Below are 21,969 nucleotides of genomic sequence, written 5' to 3'. Positions count from 1 at the left end.
AAAAGGAGAGGGAACTTTGAGAATTTAAAAATGAATTTCACAGCAGAACAAATGCGTTTCTGGAGTCCGGCAGTACGTGAATTAGAACCATACGTACCGGGCGAACAACCGAAAATCCAGAACTTACTTAAACTGAATACCAATGAAAACCCGTATCCGCCATCGCCAAAAGTGGTGGAAGCGGTGCAGAAGGTACTGGCAAACTCTGCGGATGCGTTGCGTTTATATCCAGACCCGGATGCCTCCGAGTTAAAACAGGCCATTGCCAAACAGCAGCAGGTGCCGGTTGAGCAGGTTTTTGTCGGCAATGGTTCTGATGAAGTGCTGGCACATATCTTTAAAGCCTTCTTTGTTCAGGATCTGCCGCTGTTGTATCCGGATATTACCTATAGTTTCTACCCGGTCTATAGCCAGTTTTTTGGGGTTAATACCCAGGTCATCCCTCTAAGTGACAATTTTGAAATTGTGGTGGATGATTATAAGCAGCCAAATGGCGGCATTATTATTACCAATCCGAATGCACCAACCAGTATTGATATGGGCCTGGCTGCCATTGAGGAAGTGCTTCAAGCCAATCCAAACTCAGTTGTGGTGATTGATGAGGCCTATGTAGACTTTGGTGCCGAATCTGCGGTCAGCCTGGTGGAAAAATACGAGAATTTAGTGGTATGTCAAACCACATCTAAATCGCGTTCTTTGGCTGGTTTACGGGTCGGTTTTGCGATTGCCCAGCCACATTTAATTGCTGCGCTGGAAGCGGTGAAAAACAGCTTTAACTCTTATCCAATGGATCGTTTCGCGATTGCAGCAGCTGTCGCATCGTTTGAAGATCAGGAATACTTTGAAGCGCAGAACCAGAAAGTGATTGCGAGTCGCGAAACACTGGTAGCTCAGCTGGCTGAGCTGGGTTTTAAGGTATTGCCATCGAGTGCCAACTTTATTTTTGCTTCACTGCCAAGTAAAGACGCGGGTGAATTGGCAGCTGAATTGCGTGAACGTGGCATCATTGTGCGTTATTTTAACAAGCCACGGATTAACCAATTCCTTCGGATCACCATCGGTACCGATGAACAAAACCAGCGTTTAGTGGATACTTTGAAAAACGAGATTTTGGCTTAAGTGAATCCACCCTAACCCTCCTTTGATAAAGGAGGGAACTCTTCCCTCTAGAAAAGGTGAGAAACAATGGTTCTCAAGGGGAGGGATTCATAAAAAAGCGACTCAATTGAGTCGCTTTTTTATTTATTCAGGTGTGTACCAGGTATTGAGTAAATCCAGCATCGCCGAAACCTTATCAAAACATTCCTGATATTCTGCATCACAATCAGAGGCAATGGTAATACCACCACCGGCCCATAACGAAACTTCGTGTTGATATTTTTGAATCGAGCGAATCAGAATATTCCAGGAACCGGTACCATCAAAATTAAAATAACCCATTGATCCGCAATAGGTCCCGCGTGGTGCACCTTCCAGCTCTTCAATAATCTGCATGGCACGAATTTTAGGGGCGCCAGTAATCGAGCCGCCCGGAAGTGCAGACAGCAATACATCTAGTGGATTGATCTCTGCTTTTAACGTCGCGGTGATTTCACTCACCATATGATGTACTTGTTTAAATGATTCAATATTGAATAACTTCGGCGTTTTTACTGAACCGGTTTCGGCATAGACACTCAGATCATTACGCAGTAAATCGACGATCATCACATTTTCAGCTTGATCTTTTTCAGAATTTTTTAAGGTCTGTTTAGATTGTTCATCTAATCGTGGATCTGTATAGCGTGGCATGGTGCCTTTAATCGGTTTGGTGAGGAGTTGCCGATGAGGCAGAAAATCAATAAATAATTCAGGTGAACAGCTAAGTAATTCAAAGTCATTTATTTTTAAATAACCAGCATAAGGAGCATGGGTTAGCGCCCAAAAATCTGCAGCGGTATTTAATAATAATCCTTCCGCAGAACCTTTAAATTCCTGGGTTAAATTAATCTGATAACAATCACCTGCAACAATATAATCCTGGACTTGATTAAAGGCCTGTTGATATTCAGTTTTATTCCAGCGTGCGGTACAGGCCTGAGTTAATTTAAATGAATTCTCCTGTTTTTGAGCCAACAAATTTTGAATATAAGTCAATAAAAATTCGGCTTGCTGCTCATCGCTGGTGAAATACCAGTGCCCATTTTCCAGAGTTAGAAAACTGTGAAATTGTCCTAGAAATAAACACGGTTGAGCTTTGCTTTGAGTATGAATGTGCTGTTGGGCGGCATAATCGTAGCTGATAAAACCGATCAGCCCACCTTTAAAATAACTGTCGCCAATACAACCAGTTGGCTGCAAAAAGTCATCTAAAGAAGGCGCTGCTGTTTCTTCAAGATAATGATTAAAACTGTGTTGCTTAAAATACTGCCATTTATTTTGTTGAATAAGGTAGTAATGTTTTGCCGATAAGCCAATAATCGGTTGGCCATTATTTTCTAAATAAACAAGATGTGAGAGTGAACCCAGCGCCTTTAAAATTTCTGCTGGGGTATAGGAGGATTCACAAAGTACTTGTTTGTAGAAAGATGAGGTGGCCATAAATTTGGAGAAAATCAACAATAAATATCTATTTTACCTGATTCTGCGCCAAGAAAATGCTTATGACCGTTTATCGGCAAGCTGAAAAATATGATCAATAGCAGTTGAACAAAAATTGACAGGGGGATAACTTTGTTAGTGCTATCCAGCCGCTCAAGGAAATACGTAGCAGGTTGCTAAAAACAAATAATCAACCCGCTGCACAAGAGTGGTAACAATCAAAAAAATAATACTCTTGGGAGAGTAAATATGAAAACATTTACTAAACTAGCTTTAGTATCTTCAATGGCATTAAGTGCAAATGCATTTGCAATGCAGGCAATGGATGATTCAGCACTTAGCGCAACCACAGGTCAAGATGGTTTATCGATTGGTATCGGTATTTCAAAAATTGAAATTGAAAAGCTCTTTATCCATGATAATGATGGTTTAAATGGTACCATTGATAATGCTGGTGCGATTGTTATTCAAGGGAATGGCATTGCTGGTGATGCGAATGAAAACTTTGGTATCGTCGTTGGTGCTAACTATGATGATGCAGGTGCTTATCTACTTGAATCTCGTAACTTGGCAGATTTAAAAATTGACTCTGATGCCGGTGCAGGTAGTGGTAACACAGCCTTTATTAACATCGCAGCTGATGTGTCTGGTCTGGATATTAAAATTGGTGAAATTGGTGTAACTGCTTCGGGTGTGCAAGGCAGCGCAAGCACAACCTCGACACTTCGCCGTGGTGGTGTAGATTCGAATTATAATGCCATTATTTCAGGCTTATCGCTTAAGACAGGCCCAATGTCAGCCAATATCCAGTTAGGTGCTGCGCCACAAGGGGCGATGATTAAACTGAATACTACGATGATTGGTGGTCTTGAAATTAATAATTTGGGTATTCTGGATAACTCAACGGCAAGTGCTGAGCGTGCAGCAGGTGAGATCTTTATTGAAAGTATTAAAATTGCCGATGCAGATGCTAATAACTTAACCATTACACAAGATGTGCGTGTTATGGGGGCAAGTGTCAGCAACCCGGATGACAAAGGTTATATCCAGATGATTAGCCATGGTGGTGCTAAAGATCACTATGTACAAGGTGTTCATTTAGGTAGCCGAGATGCTGCATCTATCGGTGATGTTGAAATTCAAGGTATGCAAACCTATTTCAGCCCAGCGGCTGGTCAATATCTTCCGGGGGCGGTTATCACTATTCGTGGTCACTAAGTCTTCTATTGAAAAAGCGCGTGTTTTCACGCGCTTTTTTTTACACAAAAACTGTAAAAGTTGGCAAAAATATAAAAAAATACTGTTTTTTTTCTAAAAAAAAGGTATCTTGCTAAATACATGGAAGTAGAGTTCTTACTCTAAAAATAAAAAATGAACTGGCAGAGCTGCCTGGAACTTGAAAAGTAAAAAATTATGTTAGAGATCGCATTAGGCTCGGCATTGATGTATTACGCTGCCACACAAGCCTTCGACTTAAAGGAACAACATCCGGAAACCGTACGCTATACGGAGACACTGGATTCCCGCAATTCTTCTTTTACCCGTATGCATCGTGAGCCTGTACGTATTCAACCTGCTTTACAAGATCAATTCCGGGGCATTGTACGTCAGGCTTATGACTATAGCTGTGGATCGGCCGCTTTAACCACGCTGTTAAATGGTTATGTCGGAACCCGATTGACAGAGCAGCAGACCATGAGTGGTTTGCTACGTTATGGGGAATATGAGCGCATTATTGAACGGCGTAGTTTCTCTTTGCTGGATATGAAACGTTTTGTTGCTGCATTGGGCATGGAAAGTGGCGGCTATCGTGGGGAATTTTCAGATCTGGTCAAGCAGGGCCAGCCCGCAATTGTGCCGATTTCCTATGCCGGTTTTAAGCATTTTGTGGTGTATAAGGCCTATAAGGATGGCCGGGTCTATGTGGCCGACCCGGCACTGGGGAATATCAGTTTTGATGAGCAGCGTTTTAAAGAGGTGTGGGAAAACAATACCTTGTTCCTGATTAATGTGGCGCCTGAATATCGTAAAGACTTCTTGGCTTTACAGGATAGTGATATGCGCCATGTTGAAGATGCCACTGTTAACCATCATGCCTTTGTCAATATTCAATATCCGCAATTCTATATGGACAAAATTGCTGATAAAGCCTCGACCATTCGTTTAGAACGAAACATGAATCCTGAGTCAGAGAATTTCGGCGAACATCAGTACAACTTTTTAAGACTCTATTATAAAAGTAAGTAAATATTTACTTTAAAAACGAAAAAAAAATTAAAAATTGGAAGGGAAGAAGATGAAATCTAAATGGATGAATAAAACCGTATTGGCCATCAGTATCCAAATGGTCTGGGGCGCAGCTGCTCATGCTGCAGAAGAGCCACAATTAGGACAATATGAAACAGTAGAAGAGCAGCAGCTTGCGTCAGAAGCCACAGCTCCAGCAGAAAACTCAAGCCCTGAAGAAGTTAGCACTGAAGCGGTTGCTGAGGCCAATATTGAAACAGCAACAGCGACTGCACCGAGTGCTGAGCAGGCTGCATCAACTGCGTTACAGCAGCAGGAAGGGGATGCTACCAAAGAAGCCAATCTGGAAGAAGTCTTTACCTCCAATGAACGCCAATATTCCTTAATCAAAAAAGGCAATATCTCATCTTATTACGATATTGATTATACCTATTATCGTGATACGCAAATTGATATGGAAATGGCGCAAGGCCAAATCTATCAGTTACGTGTTCAGGAAAATGCATCGCATGCATTGACCAATACTTTCACCGTTCAATATGGATTATTGGATAACCTGACCTTAACCGCCTCTTTACCTTTGGTGGCCAAGACCGATCAATTAAAAGATGCGAATACCGCGGGTCTGGGAGATATTTCTTTAGGCGCACGCTGGGAACTTTTCCCTTTAAAAGCCGGCCGTTTGCCACTAATTTTATTCGGAAATCTTTCGACCAAAACCGGTGATAGTCCGTATGAAATTAATAGCACTACCGAACTTGCGACCGGTAAGGGCTATTATTCTGCAGGGATTGGAGCCAGTACTCGTAAATATATCGATCCGGTGGTGTTGTTCGCTTCGGTCTCCGCCAATTATGGTTTTAAAGAGTCGGGCTTAAACCAAGTTCGTGGCCCACGTATTATTGAGGAATTTGAGCCGGGCATTAGTGGTGGTTTCGCCTTTGGTTTTGCCTATTCCTTTAACTACGATGTTTCAATGACCATGTCGTATCAGCAGAGTTTTAATACTGGCGCTGAATTCCTCTATCACACCGGCGAAAGCTATTCTCCGGCCGATCAGACCAGTTCTACCCTGGCCATTTCTTTAGGGGTGCGCGTTTCTCCTGAAACGATTGTCAATGGTACTGTTGGTATTGGTTTGACAGAAGATGCACCGGATGTGTCTTTAGGTCTGTCTTTCCCACTCGATATTCTGGGCTTTGGTAAGAAACTTCGCTAAGAGGCTGGTCGTATGAAAATAATTCGACTTCGCCCGTTAGTGTCTGCGCTGATCTTATCGGGCTGTTCGAGTGCTGCTTTTGCACAATTGGGACAAAACCTGTCTGTCGATATCCGTTCCTTGACCATGGGCAACGCGGTCACGGCAGATCCACCGGGCATTAGTGCCATTCATTTTAACCCGGCAGCCTTAACTAAAATTGAAGGCTTGCAAACCGATGTACAAGGGGTGCTGGCGCACTTTGATGTACAGCGTGAGTTTTCTGCGCCAGCCGACTATAACGTATTTGGTTATTCCGATGATCCACTGGTCTGTCATGATGGACCGGAAATTCTGGCTGACTTTTGTACCGACTTTAAAGGTGAAGTATCAGGTGATGTGGAATATGCATCGCTCTATGTGCCGGTACTGAAAAAGTTTGTTGATCTGGGTGAAGGCATGCCACTGGCCGCACCAACAGCAGGGATTGCCTACAATCCTCCGGGGTCTAAAACCACCTTTGCTACTGCGATGTATGCGCCGTTAATTGCCGGTTTTGGTGCTGAAGATGGCAATCCGGGTAACTTTATGGGACAGCAGGTGGCGCTGGAACGGATTACCTATCTGTCACCATCAATTGCCTATCAGGTCAATGATGAGCTATCAGTCGGGGCATCGGTGGGAATGTCCTACCAGGCCATTGCCATGAATACCGACTTGCGTTTCCCGAATGACCTGATCGGGATGCTGCGGATGATTGATGAAGTCGTCTGTACCCCGTTTAAAGAAAACTCCGATATTATTACCGATATTCTGTTGCTGGGGATTTGTAACGCACAGGAAGGCATGAATCCGTTTGGTCGTTTTGGACAAATGGATCTGGCCGTCGAGCAAAGTCTGAGCCCAAGCTATAACCTCGGGGTGTTATGGGAGCCACGTGAAGATTTCAGCTTTGGTATGGTCTATCAAAGCTCCGCCAAAATGCGGCTCAAAGGTAAATATCATATTGATAATGCCAAGGCGCCGAGTGAGCTGATTAAAGGCTTGATGTCTTCCCCAACCGGGCAAATTTTGGCGGCAATTTTAGGCTTCCCGAACTATATTCCGGCCAGTGAGTCAGGGCTGGTGGCGATGGATTTTGAATATCCAGCGCATTTCCAGGCCGGGATTAAATACAAGGTAATGCCAGATTTACAGGTGAACTTTGATGTCGGCTGGACCGATTATGCTGCTTGGGACAAGTTCAAGTTTGAATTTGACCGCCAGATTTCTGCCCTGAAAATTGCCAAATTATTGTCTGAACATGTCTCTGACAGCTCACTGGCCTTGCCGATGGGCTTCCAGTCACCATGGAGTTGGGGCATCGGGATTGAATATTCTGCTACCGACCGTTTAAAGCTGCGTGCCGGTTATGAACCACGAACCAGTGCGATTCCAGATGACAAGCGTAATACCATGGTACCCATTAATAATGCACGTCTGTTTGGTTTAGGTGTGGGCTATCGTTTTGATGCCGATACTGACCTGGATTTATCGATCGGCTTTCTGCAAAGCCGGGACAAAATTCCAGCCAATACCAGTAGCCTAGCCAACAAAGAAGGGGTGAATAACTTATTACTCAACCCGTATGCGGGACTGAATGTCAAAACCGCTAGCAACATTACAATTTTAGGTCTGAGCTATAGAACACGATGGTAAAAGTGACAAAGCGTTTATCTGGCTTGATTTGCCTGTCTTCACTCTGGGCGCTGTCTTTGGGCTCGGCCAGTGTAAGTTATGCCAATGAGTTTTATACCATTATTGGCCCGGATGGCCGGCCGATGGTGGTACAGCGTAAGGCCGAAACCCGGCCGGCCGCGAAAAAAGAAGCTGTGCCGGTAAACAAAACGCAGGCACAAAGTAGAGCATCGTCTGCTTTGAATCCGGCGCAGCCGCAAGCGCAAATTCCCGTTTCTGAACCTGTCAGAGCTCCTGCTGTTGCAGTCGTACCCACAGTTAGTACTGTACCGACTCAACCAGTCACTACGGTAAAACTCACAGAAAGTATCCCACAAAAAACACCAGATACAGCAGTTGTGGAACAGCCTGTCGTCACACCAGTTGTATCGGCAACCACAAAACCGGTATCAGCTTCATCATCTCCAACGATTACATCTGTCATCCCGCAAACTGAATCTCAGAAAGTATTGAAGACTGTGCAAGCTGATCAACCAGACCGTACTTCATCTTCCGGTTTTACCGAAATGGAAGGGGAGCAGTACGTCAATAATGAATACCTGGAACACAGTGAATTTAACCTGGAGGGGAAAAAGCGTTTTTATATGATGCCGGAAGGCGTAGTTGACAGTAAATTGGGCGGTGGTGCGACCCGGGTGCAGGTGGTAGAACGTGAAAAAGGAGTCGGACAATCGGTGCTGGATCGCCTGTTCAAGAAACGCCAGCCAGAAAGTGTCAAGCCAATGGTGCTGTCATCGACTTATTATCGTATTGCACAGGCCGATGCCATCAGCAGTTTAGGCCAGTCCTGTTTTAACAATAAAAAAATTAAACATGCCAAGACCCTGGCCGTACAGAAAGACGTCAATCTCTGGCCACGTGCACCATTAACAGATGAATTTGATTATGAGGTGGTGAAGCTGGAGGGAGATTTACGCCATCTTCAGGTGAATTCATACGCTTCTAAAACCCGGCAACCTACATTTTACTGGCCTTTTGCCGTTTTTCTGGATGCGCAAGGCTGTGTGATTGAAGGTGCAGGCGGCTACAAGAGCCAGGATACTCAATCCACCTTATTGCAACATGAGCAGGTGGAAGGGGTGATTCAATTGCCGGCTCAAACCCGTTATCTTCTTTTAACCCCGCTGGCATCGGCAATCGATATGGAAAACCGCCAGTTAAGTAATCAGGGCCAATTGAAAATTATTGCCTTAGATCAATAAAAAACATGAGACATCAGGATGAAGAAATCAAATATTTTAGCCTTGAGCAGTACCGCCTTGATGATGGCACTCAGTGGCTGTGGTGGTGAAAGTGCCAATGTCATTCCAGAGCCGAATATTGTGTCGGAAATTAATGGCAGTTGTGTTAGCGGGCAAAACTGTGTGGAGTTTGCCCTGGATTATCCGGTGGATGGCCTGAATTTCACCTGTAGCAGTGATCCAAGCAAAACCTATATTACCCTGATTGCGCCAACCACCAATGCCGCCACCGGTAAATGTAGTGCCGGTGATAAAGTCCATTTCTTTATTCAGGAAAAAACAGAAAAATCAATTAATCTGGGGACAGTAAGCCTAGCTGATATTGGTCTGGCCAATTCGGTCAGTGCCAGCTTGCCGCGTTTAACCCTGCTGGATATTGCCCGTGGCTTAACCGGACAGGCCGCAACCGAACTGACCCCATCGGATTCAACTGTTCAAGTGGCGCAGGCAATTACACGTATTTTACAGGCTTTATCAATTGAAAGTTCCAAGAACCAAGAACGGCCGACCATTGCCGGTGATGTGCAGCCACTTTATATTTCTGCGCTAAAAAAAGAACAGCTGGATGATATTTTGGGTTCGGTGACGTTGGAGGATTACCGTTCCGGTGCCTATGTCAGCAAGTTAAGTCCTTGGGTTGACTTGAGCACCGTCAGTGATGCGCAGGCCTTTGACGCGCTGAAAAACCTGGTTTATATGACCAACTCTGCCTCTTATCAGGCCAACTATCCGGTACTGGCTGTGGAGGGTTCGACCTTACCACAAGGTTTATATGGCTGTAATCAGGATGATTGTAAACAGAACTCGAATACCTTAAGACACCTGATTGGCCAGTTCCAGTTGATGACCGATCGCTCGGGTTATACTTTCGGTTATGGCATGCAGTGGCGTGGAACCATGTCGACCAGTAATGAAAACCCGTTATTGACCATTACGGCCGATTTCTTGAAACGTGTCCGTCCGGAACTGATGACCGCAGCGGCACAAAATAACTGGATTAATCCACTGAATGAAACGATCCAGGGGCCTTATCGTTTTAGCATCAACAGTAACCGGACTGAAGATTTTACCGTGACCCAGGGGAAACTGTATAACGATTATATGATTGCCGGCACCGAAGGTATTTATAAAACCCTGACCAAGTTCCCGACAGGAAAACCGGAAGAATATGGCCGCTGGACCCAGACCATTGGTACGGATCAGTTTAAGGGCTCACTGGATATCTATAAATATTTCCAGGTGAACTTCCTAGATAACCGGATCTTTACTTCGGCGAAAAATGTGGCCTTGGGTGAGCGTTATATTTTCCCGTTATATGCCACCCTGAATTTCAATTTTGCCAATAATGCCGCGCCAGTAATGAAACTCGGGATTGTGCTGGATGAGCAGGGCAATATCCGTACCGATATTGGCCCAAATCCGACCGCAACCGATCTGTCGGGAAGCTGTGCAGTCGCTACAGATAGCAGTACGCCAGAGATTGTGGATAGTAATAATGTCACGCAATATCGTATTGGTGTGCTGGGAGCAACCGATCTGAGCAATCAGGCGATTACCCTGCGGATGATTCTGGCCAATCCGGTCTTTAACCAGCTGAATGGTGCCGTAATTGGTCTGAATACCCGGGTTGACAATACCCAGGGCGAGCAGGCCATGGTGGTAGGTGGTGCGCGGCTGAATATGGGTAATCTGGTCAATCATACCTCGACCCGGATTAGCCTGAGTGACTTCTCCGGCAACAATACCGTGTCATGGAGTAACCTGTATACCTTGCAGCTCAAGACTTTTACCAATCAGGATAGCAACAATGCTACGGATGCCGATAAAGAACTGGCTAAACTCACCGGTGGAACCGTGAGCATCGAAGTGGCGGACTGTTATAACCCGGAACAGGTGCGTATCCAGTAACAGCAATATATTCATTAAAATACAAAAGCCCATCTACGGATGGGCTTTTTCTTGGCGGGGATATTTATTGTTAACCAGTATGATCCAAACGCGTACCCAAGGTTTCCAGGTGAGTCGGGAAATGCTGGTTTTTGCGGTCTTCAAAATAATGTCTTAAGGTATGTTCCACGCTTGGGAAGGCTAGTTCTGCCCATGGAATTTCATCTTCGCTAAACAGACGCGATTCAATAGTTTCTTCACCCGCCCCAAATTGACCTTCAATCAGCTGCGCTTTAAACAGCACATAAATCTGGCCAATCCGTGGAATGTTGTACATGCAGTACAGCTGCTCAATCTCGATTTCCGCTTCTGCTTCTTCACGGGTTTCACGTGCCGCGCCTTGTTCCATGGTTTCAAACAGTTCCATATAACCGGCAGGTAGGGTCCAGAGTCCATAACGCGGTTCAATGGCACGGCGGCATAATAACACCTGATCTTCCCACAGCACCAAAGCACCGCAAATCACTTTCGGATTCACATAATGAATACTGCCACAATGGCTGCAAACACGGCGTAACTGATGATCGCCTAAAGGAATTTTTTCCGTTGTTTTATGTCCACACGTTCCGCAAAAGTTCATATTCAGCATCAACGATAAAGTTGCTGATCAGCATAACTGAAAAAATGAACTTTGGCATCATTTCTATCCTTTTGCCCAGAATTTCAGCTATGATGAAAGTCAGGCAATCAGGATAATAAAAGATGGTAGAGCATTCATTGACACAGGAATTGCAACAGCGCTTACGCTTCTCGCGAAGTATGCGTGAGGCGCATGCGGCCGTGTTGATTGCGATTACCGATGAAGCTCAGCCGAAAGTCCTGCTGACCCGCCGCTCGGCCTATTTAAATAGCCATGCCGGTGAGGTGTCTTTCCCGGGCGGCAAGCGCGATCCACAGGATACCAGTAATATTGTGGTGGCACTGCGCGAAGCACAGGAAGAAACCGCGCTGAATCCTTTTGATGTGGAACTGATTGGCGATTTGCCAATGCAAAAATCGCGTAATGGCATGCTGGTCAAACCCATTGTCGGCCTGATTCCACCCGAGGTGCAGCTGTCAGCGCAACCGACCGAAATTGACCGTATTTTTTTCGTCTCTTTAAAAAATCTGATGGAAGCGCCGCCGGTGCCATATGAGGTGCGCTATGCCCATCAGTCCTTATATTTTCCCAGCATGCGTGTTGAAAATGAGATTGTCTGGGGATTAACTGCACGGATGCTGGTGGCTTTATTTCAGTATGGGCTGGATTATCAAAAAGAATGGCCATTTTTACTGAATTCACCGACGTTTCGATTTAAATCATCTAAATAGGGAATTTTAATGTTGTATAAATTTCAGGGCATTGCCCCAAAAGCATTACATCAACCATGGGATGGTTGGGTCGCCGAAACCGCAACGGTCATTGGTCAGGTCGAGCTGGGCCGGCAGGTGAGTATCTGGTTTGGCGCGGTGGTGCGTGGCGATAACAGCCTGATTCGCCTTGGAGATTTTAGTAATGTCCAGGAAAATGCAGTGCTGCATACCGATGCGGGTATTGAGATGCAGATTGGTAACTATGTCACTATCGGTCATCAGGCCATGTTGCATGGCTGTACCATCGGCGATAACAGCCTGATTGGTATTAACGCGGTGGTGCTGAATCATGCCGTGATTGGGAAAAACTGTATTATTGGCGCCAATGCGCTGATTCCGGAAGGCAAAGTCATCCCGGATAATTCGGTGGTGATGGGTTCTCCCGGCAAGATTGTAAAAACCCTGGATGAAGCAGGGGCAGCCCGCCTGAAACTGAGCGCCTTACATTATGCCGAGCACTTCAAGCATTTCCAGCAACTGGAAAAAGTCGAACTTTAAGATACCTAAAGGCCAGTTTGAAACTGGCTTTTTTTCTGTGTGAAAGCCGGTGAAGTTCTCGCCTAGTGTCTAGGAGTGGAGTATGATAACGGCCAGTTTTTAAAATTTAATTTTAAGGTTGTGCATGAAGTTACTGGCATTGGAAACTGCCAATGAGCAGTGTTCCGTTTCGATTGTAAATGACACGCAGGAACTGTTTTTTCAGTTGGATGAGCGCGCCAAGGCACAAACCCAAACCATTCTCCCGATGATTGAGCAAGGTTTTGCTCAGACCGAAACGGCCACTGCCGATTTAACCGCAGTGGCCTTTAGCCGTGGCCCGGGCTCGTTCAGTGGCGTGCGGATTAATGCCGCGGTGGCACAGGCACTGGCCTGGTCACATGATCTGCCGGTCATTCCGGTATCGACCTTGCAGGCACTGGCACAAGCGGCTTATCGGCTAGCAGGTTTAAGCGCGGTAACAGCAGTGCTGGATGCGCGGATGAATGAAGTCTATATCGCCAGTTTCCAGTTAGATGCAGAAGGCATTATGCAGCCGGTGAGCGAAGAACAGTTATTGGGCTATAGTGATGCGGCGGCCGTAGCGCAGTACCCATTGGTAGGCTCAGGTTCAACCTTATTGCAACAAGAACAAACACAATACAAAGACTTAAGTGCAACGGCGCAAGATATTGCTACCATTGCACGCGTATTGGCCCAACGTGAAGCATGGGTCAGTGCGGAATACGCATTACCGGTGTATTTACGGGATAATGCTTGGAAAAAAATTCCAGAACAAGGCAAATCATAACTAGGATTTTCTATGGATTTTTTACTGCTGCTGAAAGCGGCAATTATGGGAATTGTTGAAGGAATCACAGAATTCTTACCAATTTCCAGTACCGGCCATTTAATTTTGGCTTCAGAACTGATGAACTTCTGGACCAAAGAAAAAAGTGATGTTTTTGTAATTGCCATTCAAATGGGGGCAATTGCAGCAGTGATTTATGAATACTGGACCCGGCTTTGGGGCGCAGCCACCGGCATGTTCACCGGCGAAGAAACCGGACGCCGTCTGGGCTTTGGCCTGATTCTAGCCTCACTGCCGATTATGCTGATTGGTTTGACTTTCGGGCAAACCGTGAAAGCGATGTTGTTTAATGATATCGCCGTGGCCATTGGCCTGATTATTGGTGGTCTGATCATTATCTGGATTGAGAAACATCCACCTCAAGTACGGGCGCAGGAAGTTGAAGACCTGACCTATAAAGATGCGATCTGGATTGGTCTGATTCAGGTACTGTCTTTAATTCCGGGCACTTCCCGTTCGGGCGCGACCATTATTGGGGCGATGTTCCTGGGCGTATCGCGTAAAGCGGCGACGGAATTCTCGTTCTTTTTGGGGATTCCGGTGATTATTGGCGCAGGCTTGCTGGATTTATATCAAAGTTATGATGTCTTCCAGACCACGCAGGACTGGACCGTACTGAGCGTCGGGATTATTGTTTCCTTTATCTCCGCATTAATCTTAATTCGCGCGCTGGTGGCGTATGTGGCCAAACGCGACTTTATGATTTTTGCCTGGTATCGTATTGTGTCAGGCCTTCTGATTTTACTCTTTGCATATACAGGCTGGACCTTATGGTAAGCGAACTTCGCTGCTATACCGAACCCGCATTTTTTGAGAAAGCACAGCACTATCAGGCTGTGCTTTCTTCACGTGGGGTTACCCTTCAGATTGACGTCATCGACAAGCTGAATGCACGTTTTTTAAGACTGCATCCGGAGATGGCGCTCTGCGTTGATGCCGATGGCCTGTGGCTATGTGCGCTGGGCATGAAAATGCAACCGGACTGGCAGGCTGAAATTCCGCGTTTAAAACGCGCGTCATTAAAGTCAGAAATGCTGGCCCGTGCCTGTAACCTGGCGGAAAAACCGCAGCTGATTGATGCAACTGCAGGTCTGGGCCATGACAGTTTGCTGATGGCGCATCTGGGTGCTGAAGTAACGCTGGTAGAACGGCATCCGATTCTGTTTAGTTTATTGGAAGACAGCTACCAGCGCGCCCTACAGGACCCGTTTTTAAGCAAGGTTGCCGCACGCATCCACTTGGTCTTTTCTGATTCGGCTGATTACTTAAAAGCGCAGGCAGAAGCAGGGCAGGCTGTTGATGTGGTGTATCTGGACCCGATGTTTCCACAGCGTGACCAGAACCAGCAGGCGGTAAAAAAACAGGCACAAGTCAAAAAGCAGATGCAGCTGCTGCATTTGTTATTGCCGGAACATGGTGAAATGGATTTGGGCGATGCCTTGCTACCGCTGGCGCAAAAAATCGCCAAACGTGTGGTGGTTAAGCGACCACGTCTGGCGGTATATCTGGCCGGGCAAACACCGGATCATCAATGGACGGGAGATGCCTGCCGCTTCGATGCTTACTTCCAGCAGGATGCGACCAAAGTAAACGGGTAATCGCTTCAAAACTGGGCAAAGATTTGTTATATAGTTAAAAAAGAGCATTGATAATTATGACATCAGGCATAAACTAAGTCTGCACAAAGCGAGCCACTGCTAACGACAATCTTATGATCGACTTTAAACCCTCCATCAATTTTTGGCATGATTTTAAAAGCAACCAAACAGCGGGGATGTGGTTATTTTTTGGTTCGCGCCGATCTTTACAGATTGTCCGTCCTTCCATTTTGCAACTGATTTTCTGGGGTATTTTAGGCGGTCTGGCCAATACTTTATTTAGCTGGCTCAGTGCCGGTGAAACCGGTGATTTTAACCCGCAAGGTCTGGTCAGTTATGCATTGTGGCCGTTTATTGCCTTAATTGTCGGGATTTTCCTGTCCCAGCGCGTTAATAATCCACGCCTCATGCTGGTGCCGGCTTTACTGTGGCTGGTGTTAGATACCCACATCGCCTTATTGCAAAGCCTGATCCAATATCTGGGCATGATTGATGTATTGCCATATGTGTTCTATGACTATCTGCCGCTAATTTTTATGGTGCTGTTTGTCTGGCAGAGTCTGGCCGTGGTTTGGGTATTTTCCCGTGAACTGAAATGGCCGTGGTGGGAACGTGCGCTGATTGTTCTGGCCACGCTGTTTACCCTGGTGGTGTGGCAGATGTCGGTCAAGAGCCAGCCAATCTGGAAGGTGGAAGAGGTCCCGCCGACGTTTAGTGAAGAAGCCTTTTATGCACAAAGCAAGGTACTGAATCAGGCGCTGGAGAAGATTCAGTATGGCGAATTTGCGCAATCACACTGGTATTTTCTGGGGGTGGCCGGAGCCAGTTATCAGGATGTGTTTATGTCCGAAGTCGAGCGGATTCGGGAACAGTTCGATACTCGCTTTGGCACTTTTGGCCGCTCGATGATTCTGGTCAATAACCCGATGACGCGCAATGTCACCCCGATTGCCTCACGCACCAGTATGGAACTGGCGCTACGCCGTATAGGTAAGCAGATGAATCCGGAAAGCGATGTGCTGTTTTTATACATGACTTCACATGGCTTGCCGAACCAGTTTGAAATGGAAAATGCCCCGCTGGAACTGCAACAGGTTGATCCAAAATGGCTGCGCGATGCGCTGGATAAATCCGGTATCCGCTGGCGCGTAATTGTGATCTCGGCCTGTTATTCGGGCAGTTTTGTTTCAGCCCTGCAAAATGACAATACTTTGGTAATTACCGCATCGGCCGCAGATCGCGCTTCATTCGGCTGTTCCAACGAAGCCGATTATACCTATTTTGGCCGAGCCTTCTTTGATCAGGCCATGCGTGAAAATAACAGCTTTGCCGAGGCTTTTGCACAGGCCAAGCTGACCGTGGCAAAATGGGAGCAGGCACAAGGTTTTGAACCGTCTGAACCGCAATGGTCGATGGGCAAGAACATGCAGCTGATGTTGCCGCAACTGGAGCAGCGTTTATTCCCACAAGCCGTGGTCGCGCAGCCAAATGAAATGCCTTTAACTTTAGACAGCCCTTAAAACAGGATAAGACGATGGAATTAATACAGAACAATCGATGCTTTGATGGCGAACAGCGAATTTACCGTTTTAATTCCAGCAGCTTAAACGGGGAAAGCTGTTTTGGTATTTTTCTGCCGGCACAAGCCTTGGCCGGTCAGGACTGTCCGGCGCTCTTTTACCTGGCAGGTTTAACCTGTACCGAAGAAACTTTTGCAATTAAAGCGCATGCCCAGCGTCTGGCGGCACAGTTGGGCTTTATTCTGATTAGCCCGGACACTTCACCTCGCGGTGAGCAGGTGGCGCAGGGCGATCACTGGGATATCGGGCAGGGGGCAGGTTTTTATATTAATGCAACCCAGGCACCCTGGGCAGCGCATTACCAGATGGAACAGTTTGTTGCAGAAGAGCTGTATGCGCTGGTGTGTGAACAGTTTGCGGTGCAAACCGACAGCATTGGTATTTTTGGCCACAGTATGGGCGGCCATGGCGCTTTGACCTTGGCCTTTAAATATCCGGAAAAATTTAAATCAGTTTCTGCCTTTGCACCAATTTGTGCACCAAGCCAGTGCCCGTGGGGCGAGAAAGCTTTTAGTGCCTATTTAGGTGAGGATCGTCAAGGCTGGCAAGCGCATGATGCCACTGCACTGGTCCAGCAAAAAGGCAAGCAATTTGCCGATATTTTAATTGATCAGGGCTTGCAGGATCAGTTCTATAGCCAGTTGAATCCGGCGCTGTTCCAGGCCGCCTGTGCCCAGGCCGGACAGCCGCTGAGCTTACGTGAACATGCCGGCTATGATCATGGTTATTACTTTATTCAAAGTTTTATTGATGATCATCTGCAATTTCATGCAGTCCAATTACAATCCTAATATCATCCATCACGCAGAACACCGCTTTCGACCTGTTGCAGGGTGAAGGCGGTCTGTGATTTTTTGTTTTTTAATTTTTAACCGTGTCTTTATTTTAAAAAATAATTATAAGGCCTGATATGCAAAACCAAGATATACATCCGACTTTTACCGCAGAGGAACAAACCCAGCTGCCGCCAGCGCTTGTCGTTGATTCACCTGAACCGCAGCTGCTTGGACAGCGCCACCCTTTTCATTTTTATGGCACTGCCATGGAATATTTCGGCATCTGGATTGTCAATATTCTGTTGATTATTGTCACGCTGGGACTGTATGCGCCGTGGGCCAAAGTACGCCGCTTGCGCTATTTTTATGGCAATACCGAATTTATCCAGCGCCGTTTTGACTTTACCGGTGTGCCGAGCAAGATCTTAATTGGCCGGCTGATTGCAATTGGCCTGTATCTGGCCATTTCGCTGTTATCCAACTACTCGGTACGCGCCACCCTGATTGGGGTGCTGATTCTGTATTTGGCGGTACCCTGGCTGATTCGGGCCACCCTCCGCTTTAATGCACGTAACAGTAAATTTGGTAACAGCCGCTTTTTCTTTTCCGGCACTAGCAAGAAAGCCTATATCGAATTTTTAAAAGGGATTCTGGTGTATATCTTGACCCTGGGTATATTTTTCCCGGTGCTGATCTGGCTGTATAAGCGTTATTGCCTCGATCATCTTTATGCGGGGCAATTGCAGTTTAAATTACAGGCCGACTGGCCGGCCTATATGCGCGCCATGTATGTGCCGCTGTTTCTGTTTATCGGCTTGCTGGGGGCGGCAGCGCTGGTACTGGCCTTGCTGGCCGATTTTTCCAGTCTGAGTGCGGTGCAGTATGTCTGGATTTTTATGGGCATCTATCTGCTGGCGGCTTTATTCATCTGGCCGTTAATGCTGGCGCGGATTTTTATGACCAGCTGGAACAATACCACCCTCAGTCGTAGCCAGTTTCAGACCAGTTGCAACCAGTGGCGCTATGCCTGGATTGTGCTCAGCAACTGGATTGTGAAAATTTTAACCCTCGGCCTTATGACGCCGTGGGCGGCAATCCGTTTATATCGCTATCAGGTGGAGTCTTTAAGCCTGCATTTAAACAATGATCCGGACCTGCTGATGAACCAGTTACAGGGTGATCCAAGCGCGATTGCGGAAGAAATTAGCGATATCTTTGATATTGATGTGTCTTTATAAGGAAAGCCCTGATGCAACAGATGACGGTTGAAGCCGTGTTTTATGATGGTCAGAGTGCCAAGCCTTATACTGCTCAGGTATTGGCAGCTGATGCAGATAGTATCTGGGTCCAGTATGGTGAAAACTTTGCCTTGCAGCGCCGTTATCGTTATCAGGACATGCTGCTGATTGGTGCGTTGGGCCGTATCCAGCCGGTAATTGAACTCCAGGATGATGCACGTCTGGAGTTTCAGCAGCCTTTACCGGACTGGTTTCAGCTGAAGCAAAAGAATATCTATCAGTCGATCTGGAAGCTGGAGCGTACCCCCAGCCTGATTCTGTTTAGTACTGTTTTTATTGTAGCGCTGGCCTTTGCCACGGTGAAGTGGGGCATTCCGTGGGCCTCGCATGTGGTGGCCAATCAGTTACCGGAAACCACCCTGAACAGTGTCGGCAATGAAGCAGAACACTATGTGCTGGAGATGACGGGTCCAAGCCGTTTAAGTGCGGCGCGCCAGCAGGCAATTTTACAGCAGTATCAGGCATTGGTGGCAGAAGACCGGCCGGCGAAACTGCTGTTTCGAGAAGGGAATCGGTTGGGTGCCAATGCGGTGGCGATTCCCAACAATACTATTATTCTGACCGATGAACTGGTTGAGCTGGCACAGGATGACCGGGAAATTCTGGGGGTGCTGGCACATGAGCAGGGTCATCTGGTCGAGCGGCATAGTCTGCAACAGGCGCTGGCCAGTTTAGGTTTTGGGGTAATTCTGATTGCGATTACCGGTGATGGCTCCGATTTAATGACCAGCCTGCCTCTGGCTTTGGTAGGTGCCAGTTATTCGCGTAATTTTGAAGCCGAAGCCGATCATTATGCCTTAACCACCATGCAGCACAAGCAGGTGCCAACCATCCATTATGCCAACCTGTTACAACGGCTGGCAGATGAAAGCGGCGAAAGCGAGCAGGGTAAGTCGGTCTGGGATTTTCTGCAAAGCCATCCGGCCACGCAGGAGCGTATTGAAGCAGTCAAGGCCTTTGAAGCCAAGCAATCTGCCGAAGTAAAATGAGCAGATCTAAGTAGGTTTAATCGGCCTGCTGCCAGTCAGCACTTAACTGTTCCTGTCCCATGCGTTGCAGATGATCCAGCACCACCTGTTCCAGCCGGTTCAGGTCGGTGTGTTCATCTAAAGCAATAATTTCGGTATAGAGCGCATCAGATTGTGGCTGTAACACAATGGTCGCGCTTGGCATCAAAATACGCAGTTCCTGTGCTGTTTCCTGTACTTCAAATTTGTGTTTCCAGTGGTTACCCAGGCGTTTGGCCAGACGGGCCGCTTGTGTGGTGGCAATATGACTATAACGTTTCATGAAAAATCCTGTTTAGTAAGCCTTAAGCCTAAGAGAAAAGAGCGCCCAGACAAAGCCGCGTGTTGCAACACAGCGTTGTAGATTTGCAATCTTGCCGCAGGTGGCCATCTGCCGCCCCAGAGCCGGGGACAATTTGTTATAATGGCGCAGTCACTCAAATACTTAGCCAGGGTCTCCCATGTCCAAGCCATATTTAATTGCGCCTTCTATTCTTTCTGCAGACTTTGCCCGTTTAGGGGAAGAGGTAGAAAAAGTGCTTGAAGCCGGTGCTGATGTTGTCCACTTTGATGTCATGGACAATCACTATGTACCCAACCTCACCTTTGGTGCAGGTGTATGTAAGGCCCTGAAAAATTATGGGATTCAGGCGCCAATTGATGTGCATTTAATGGTCTCTCCGGTGGATCGCATGATTGGCGACTTCTTGGAAGCCGGTGCCGATATTATTACCTTCCACCCGGAAGCTTCGGACCATATTGACCGTTCGCTGCAACTGATCAAGTCGGGCGGTGCCAAAGCGGGTCTGGTTTTTAACCCGGCAACACCACTGCATTATCTGGATTATGTACTGGATAAAGTCGACCAGATTTTATTGATGAGTGTGAACCCGGGCTTTGGTGGCCAGAAATTTATTCCCATGACCCTGGAAAAATTACGTCAGGCGCGTCAGATCATTGATGCTTCAGGCCGTGATATTCGCCTTGAGGTTGATGGTGGTGTTGGCCCGGCCAATATCCGTGAAATTGCCGAAGCCGGTGCCGATATGTTTGTGGCCGGTTCAGCGATTTTTGGCAAGCCGGATTATAAAGCTGTGATTGATGAGATGCGTGCCGAGCTGGCCAAAGTCGGTGCCGTGAATACCTAATAAAACTGGATAAGTTATCCGCGCCCTGTGGATAACTTTGTGATTAACTCTATGGATATCTATGTTGATAACAGTATGGATAACCGGATTAATTTATAAACAGTTGTACATCAATCGTTTACCAATTAGACATAAAATGTATAAAAAGGACTCAAATGAGTCCTTTTTATTTGAGCAAAAGCACTAAAATTCCTGCTTTTTTATTCAGCTCTGCTTAAGAGTTATACTGCACAATAAATAACTTTATTATTTTATTGATATGCAAAACAATCTTCCCGGCAGCAGCAATTTAAAATTTAAAGTATTGTGTATAACTGTGAATTTCTCTATGCTGGTTTGCACAGGCGTTCAGCTGTTTTAAGCAGCTTCAACGCTGGGGTTTGGTCTTATGGGGTGAGGAAATCCTGTTGCATACACAGCGCAGACAACCGGTGTGGTTCAGCTATCTGATGGCATTTGTCATGGGATGGAGCAGTCTTGTGCTGGCGGTTGTACAACCAGCACATGCGGCCATGCAACTGTCCAACTCTGCCATGATTACCAGTGTGAAATCATCCCTTTCATCACCTGCTCCTTGTCATGCTGAAAAGGCAGATTCTCCTGTAGAGCAGCATCACCCAAGCCATCACGGCGACAGTCCATCTGCACAGTTATCCGACTGCGAGCCGGGGCATCATCCAGAGCAGCATTTAAACTGTCAGGATTGTCCACCCCTACATTGCCAGCCGGGTCTGAGCTATCTCAAGATTGCGCTCCCTGTGCTGGAACAGGCAAGCCCGACCTTTGAGTCTGAGCCGCACTTTCATCTCTATCATGCCCAGCATTTACCCGGTTACTGGCAGGAAATCCTGCGTCCACCGAAAACCTTATCCTGACTTTAAAAACTTTTCTTTTTTTATTGTTTTAAGGAT

General features: G+C 46.6%; 21 protein-coding genes. 18 read left to right on the top strand and 3 right to left on the bottom strand.

The window, feature by feature from the left end:
* Window positions 1–30: 30 nt before the first annotated feature.
* The gene (hisC, locus tag VF685_RS03995; protein WP_286385424.1) at window positions 31–1,119 is read left to right on the top strand and encodes a histidinol-phosphate transaminase; all 1,089 of its coding nucleotides are present in this window, start codon (window positions 31–33) and stop codon (window positions 1,117–1,119) included.
* 123 nt (window positions 1,120–1,242) lie between these two features.
* Here the strand turns inward: hisC and VF685_RS03990 are convergent, their stop codons facing one another.
* Complete coding sequence (locus VF685_RS03990; protein ID WP_286385423.1) at window positions 1,243–2,580, bottom strand: anthranilate synthase component I family protein; 1,338 nt, start codon at window positions 2,578–2,580, stop codon at window positions 1,243–1,245.
* Between the two features lie 249 nt (window positions 2,581–2,829).
* Here VF685_RS03990 and filA point away from each other — a divergent pair, with 249 nt between their 5' ends.
* The 6 genes from filA (at window position 2,830) to filF (ending at window position 10,911) form a co-directional block, all read left to right on the top strand.
* On the top strand, window positions 2,830–3,798 hold the full coding sequence (gene filA, locus VF685_RS03985) for a putative pilus system protein FilA (RefSeq protein WP_168383804.1): 969 nt from the start codon (window positions 2,830–2,832) through the stop codon (window positions 3,796–3,798).
* Between the two features lie 195 nt (window positions 3,799–3,993).
* Window positions 3,994–4,827, top strand: a complete 834-nt coding sequence (gene filB / locus VF685_RS03980) for a putative pilus system C39 family peptidase FilB (protein WP_045795549.1) — start codon at window positions 3,994–3,996, stop codon at window positions 4,825–4,827.
* Between the two features lie 49 nt (window positions 4,828–4,876).
* Window positions 4,877–6,046: a putative pilus system protein FilC gene (gene filC, locus VF685_RS03975; RefSeq protein WP_440203556.1), complete on the top strand. Its 1,170-nt coding sequence runs from the start codon at window positions 4,877–4,879 to the stop codon at window positions 6,044–6,046.
* 12 nt (window positions 6,047–6,058) lie between these two features.
* Window positions 6,059–7,723, top strand: coding sequence for a putative pilus system OmpP1/FadL family transporter FilD (gene filD / locus VF685_RS03970; protein WP_016659496.1), 1,665 nt, complete (start codon window positions 6,059–6,061; stop codon window positions 7,721–7,723).
* Complete coding sequence (gene filE, locus VF685_RS03965; RefSeq protein ID WP_005179905.1) at window positions 7,717–8,964, top strand: putative pilus assembly protein FilE; 1,248 nt, start codon at window positions 7,717–7,719, stop codon at window positions 8,962–8,964. Before filD ends, filE begins: the two co-directional genes overlap by 7 nt.
* Before the next feature lie 18 nt (window positions 8,965–8,982).
* Window positions 8,983–10,911, top strand: coding sequence for a putative pilus system protein FilF (gene filF, locus VF685_RS03960; protein ID WP_286385420.1), 1,929 nt, complete (start codon window positions 8,983–8,985; stop codon window positions 10,909–10,911).
* Between the two features lie 70 nt (window positions 10,912–10,981).
* On the opposite strand, the gene VF685_RS03955 is transcribed toward filF, so the two are convergent.
* Window positions 10,982–11,530, bottom strand: coding sequence for an NUDIX hydrolase (locus VF685_RS03955; protein ID WP_104470910.1), 549 nt, complete (start codon window positions 11,528–11,530; stop codon window positions 10,982–10,984).
* Window positions 11,531–11,652: 122 nt separating this feature from the next.
* Here VF685_RS03955 and VF685_RS03950 point away from each other — a divergent pair, with 122 nt between their 5' ends.
* The 9 genes from VF685_RS03950 (at window position 11,653) to VF685_RS03910 (ending at window position 19,892) form a co-directional block, all read left to right on the top strand.
* A complete protein-coding gene (locus VF685_RS03950) occupies window positions 11,653–12,261 on the top strand; it encodes a CoA pyrophosphatase (RefSeq protein ID WP_286385419.1) in 609 nt (202 codons plus the stop codon).
* A gap of 12 nt (window positions 12,262–12,273) precedes the next feature.
* A complete protein-coding gene (locus tag VF685_RS03945; protein ID WP_163143421.1) occupies window positions 12,274–12,801 on the top strand; it encodes a gamma carbonic anhydrase family protein in 528 nt (175 codons plus the stop codon).
* A 124-nt stretch (window positions 12,802–12,925) separates the two neighbouring features.
* A complete protein-coding gene (gene tsaB, locus VF685_RS03940; protein ID WP_104472531.1) occupies window positions 12,926–13,591 on the top strand; it encodes a tRNA (adenosine(37)-N6)-threonylcarbamoyltransferase complex dimerization subunit type 1 TsaB in 666 nt (221 codons plus the stop codon).
* Between the two features lie 12 nt (window positions 13,592–13,603).
* Entirely contained in the window at window positions 13,604–14,428 is an 825-nt protein-coding gene (locus VF685_RS03935; RefSeq protein WP_156188809.1) for an undecaprenyl-diphosphate phosphatase, read from the top strand.
* A complete protein-coding gene (locus VF685_RS03930; protein ID WP_168399290.1) occupies window positions 14,422–15,249 on the top strand; it encodes a class I SAM-dependent methyltransferase in 828 nt (275 codons plus the stop codon). Before VF685_RS03935 ends, VF685_RS03930 begins: the two co-directional genes overlap by 7 nt.
* A gap of 113 nt (window positions 15,250–15,362) precedes the next feature.
* Window positions 15,363–16,769 carry a C13 family peptidase gene (locus VF685_RS03925; protein WP_180006995.1) on the top strand — a complete coding sequence of 469 codons (1,407 nt, stop codon included), beginning with the start codon at window positions 15,363–15,365 and terminating at the stop codon, window positions 16,767–16,769.
* A 14-nt stretch (window positions 16,770–16,783) separates the two neighbouring features.
* Window positions 16,784–17,620 (top strand): S-formylglutathione hydrolase, encoded by an 837-nt coding sequence (gene fghA / locus VF685_RS03920; RefSeq protein ID WP_168391235.1) that lies wholly within the window; start codon window positions 16,784–16,786, stop codon window positions 17,618–17,620.
* Window positions 17,621–17,739: 119 nt separating this feature from the next.
* Window positions 17,740–18,843 (top strand): YjgN family protein, encoded by a 1,104-nt coding sequence (locus tag VF685_RS03915; RefSeq protein ID WP_286385414.1) that lies wholly within the window; start codon window positions 17,740–17,742, stop codon window positions 18,841–18,843.
* An 11-nt stretch (window positions 18,844–18,854) separates the two neighbouring features.
* The gene (locus VF685_RS03910) at window positions 18,855–19,892 is read left to right on the top strand and encodes a M48 family metallopeptidase (RefSeq protein ID WP_104484568.1); all 1,038 of its coding nucleotides are present in this window, start codon (window positions 18,855–18,857) and stop codon (window positions 19,890–19,892) included.
* 16 nt (window positions 19,893–19,908) lie between these two features.
* On the opposite strand, the gene VF685_RS03905 is transcribed toward VF685_RS03910, so the two are convergent.
* Window positions 19,909–20,193, bottom strand: coding sequence for a DUF2218 domain-containing protein (locus VF685_RS03905; RefSeq protein ID WP_104472524.1), 285 nt, complete (start codon window positions 20,191–20,193; stop codon window positions 19,909–19,911).
* Window positions 20,194–20,371: 178 nt separating this feature from the next.
* On the opposite strand from VF685_RS03905, the gene rpe reads away from it, so the two are divergent.
* The gene (gene rpe, locus VF685_RS03900; protein WP_075175405.1) at window positions 20,372–21,058 is read left to right on the top strand and encodes a ribulose-phosphate 3-epimerase; all 687 of its coding nucleotides are present in this window, start codon (window positions 20,372–20,374) and stop codon (window positions 21,056–21,058) included.
* A 407-nt stretch (window positions 21,059–21,465) separates the two neighbouring features.
* Entirely contained in the window at window positions 21,466–21,933 is a 468-nt protein-coding gene (locus VF685_RS03895; RefSeq protein WP_216069951.1) for a hypothetical protein, read from the top strand.
* The last annotated feature ends 36 nt before the right edge of the window (window positions 21,934–21,969 follow it).

Origin of the sequence: Acinetobacter sp. Brlt_5, from assembly GCF_051949055.1 — a bacterium.
GTDB classification, from domain to species: Bacteria; Pseudomonadota; Gammaproteobacteria; order Pseudomonadales; family Moraxellaceae; genus Acinetobacter; species Acinetobacter indicus.
This window is presented reverse-complemented; position numbering and strand designations above follow the sequence as displayed.

What these genes read in the sequence shown, in the direction of transcription:
- filA (WP_168383804.1), top strand. Translation starts at nt 2,830, where the DNA reads ATGAAAACATTTACTAAACTAGCTTTAGTATCTTCAATGGCATTAAGT.
- filB (WP_045795549.1), top strand. Translation starts at nt 3,994, where the DNA reads ATGTTAGAGATCGCATTAGGCTCGGCATTGATGTATTACGCTGCCACA.
- hisC (WP_286385424.1), top strand. Translation starts at nt 31, where the DNA reads ATGAATTTCACAGCAGAACAAATGCGTTTCTGGAGTCCGGCAGTACGT.
- filF (WP_286385420.1), top strand. Translation starts at nt 8,983, where the DNA reads ATGAAGAAATCAAATATTTTAGCCTTGAGCAGTACCGCCTTGATGATG.
- VF685_RS03955 (WP_104470910.1), bottom strand. Translation starts at nt 11,530, where the DNA reads ATGAACTTTTGCGGAACGTGTGGACATAAAACAACGGAAAAAATTCCT.
- VF685_RS03915 (WP_286385414.1), top strand. Translation starts at nt 17,740, where the DNA reads ATGCAAAACCAAGATATACATCCGACTTTTACCGCAGAGGAACAAACC.
- VF685_RS03925 (WP_180006995.1), top strand. Translation starts at nt 15,363, where the DNA reads ATGATCGACTTTAAACCCTCCATCAATTTTTGGCATGATTTTAAAAGC.
- rpe (WP_075175405.1), top strand. Translation starts at nt 20,372, where the DNA reads ATGTCCAAGCCATATTTAATTGCGCCTTCTATTCTTTCTGCAGACTTT.
- filC (WP_440203556.1), top strand. Translation starts at nt 4,877, where the DNA reads ATGAAATCTAAATGGATGAATAAAACCGTATTGGCCATCAGTATCCAA.
- filE (WP_005179905.1), top strand. Translation starts at nt 7,717, where the DNA reads ATGGTAAAAGTGACAAAGCGTTTATCTGGCTTGATTTGCCTGTCTTCA.
- VF685_RS03930 (WP_168399290.1), top strand. Translation starts at nt 14,422, where the DNA reads ATGGTAAGCGAACTTCGCTGCTATACCGAACCCGCATTTTTTGAGAAA.
- VF685_RS03910 (WP_104484568.1), top strand. Translation starts at nt 18,855, where the DNA reads ATGCAACAGATGACGGTTGAAGCCGTGTTTTATGATGGTCAGAGTGCC.
- VF685_RS03905 (WP_104472524.1), bottom strand. Translation starts at nt 20,193, where the DNA reads ATGAAACGTTATAGTCATATTGCCACCACACAAGCGGCCCGTCTGGCC.
- VF685_RS03935 (WP_156188809.1), top strand. Translation starts at nt 13,604, where the DNA reads ATGGATTTTTTACTGCTGCTGAAAGCGGCAATTATGGGAATTGTTGAA.
- VF685_RS03950 (WP_286385419.1), top strand. Translation starts at nt 11,653, where the DNA reads ATGGTAGAGCATTCATTGACACAGGAATTGCAACAGCGCTTACGCTTC.
- VF685_RS03990 (WP_286385423.1), bottom strand. Translation starts at nt 2,580, where the DNA reads ATGGCCACCTCATCTTTCTACAAACAAGTACTTTGTGAATCCTCCTAT.
- tsaB (WP_104472531.1), top strand. Translation starts at nt 12,926, where the DNA reads ATGAAGTTACTGGCATTGGAAACTGCCAATGAGCAGTGTTCCGTTTCG.
- filD (WP_016659496.1), top strand. Translation starts at nt 6,059, where the DNA reads ATGAAAATAATTCGACTTCGCCCGTTAGTGTCTGCGCTGATCTTATCG.
- fghA (WP_168391235.1), top strand. Translation starts at nt 16,784, where the DNA reads ATGGAATTAATACAGAACAATCGATGCTTTGATGGCGAACAGCGAATT.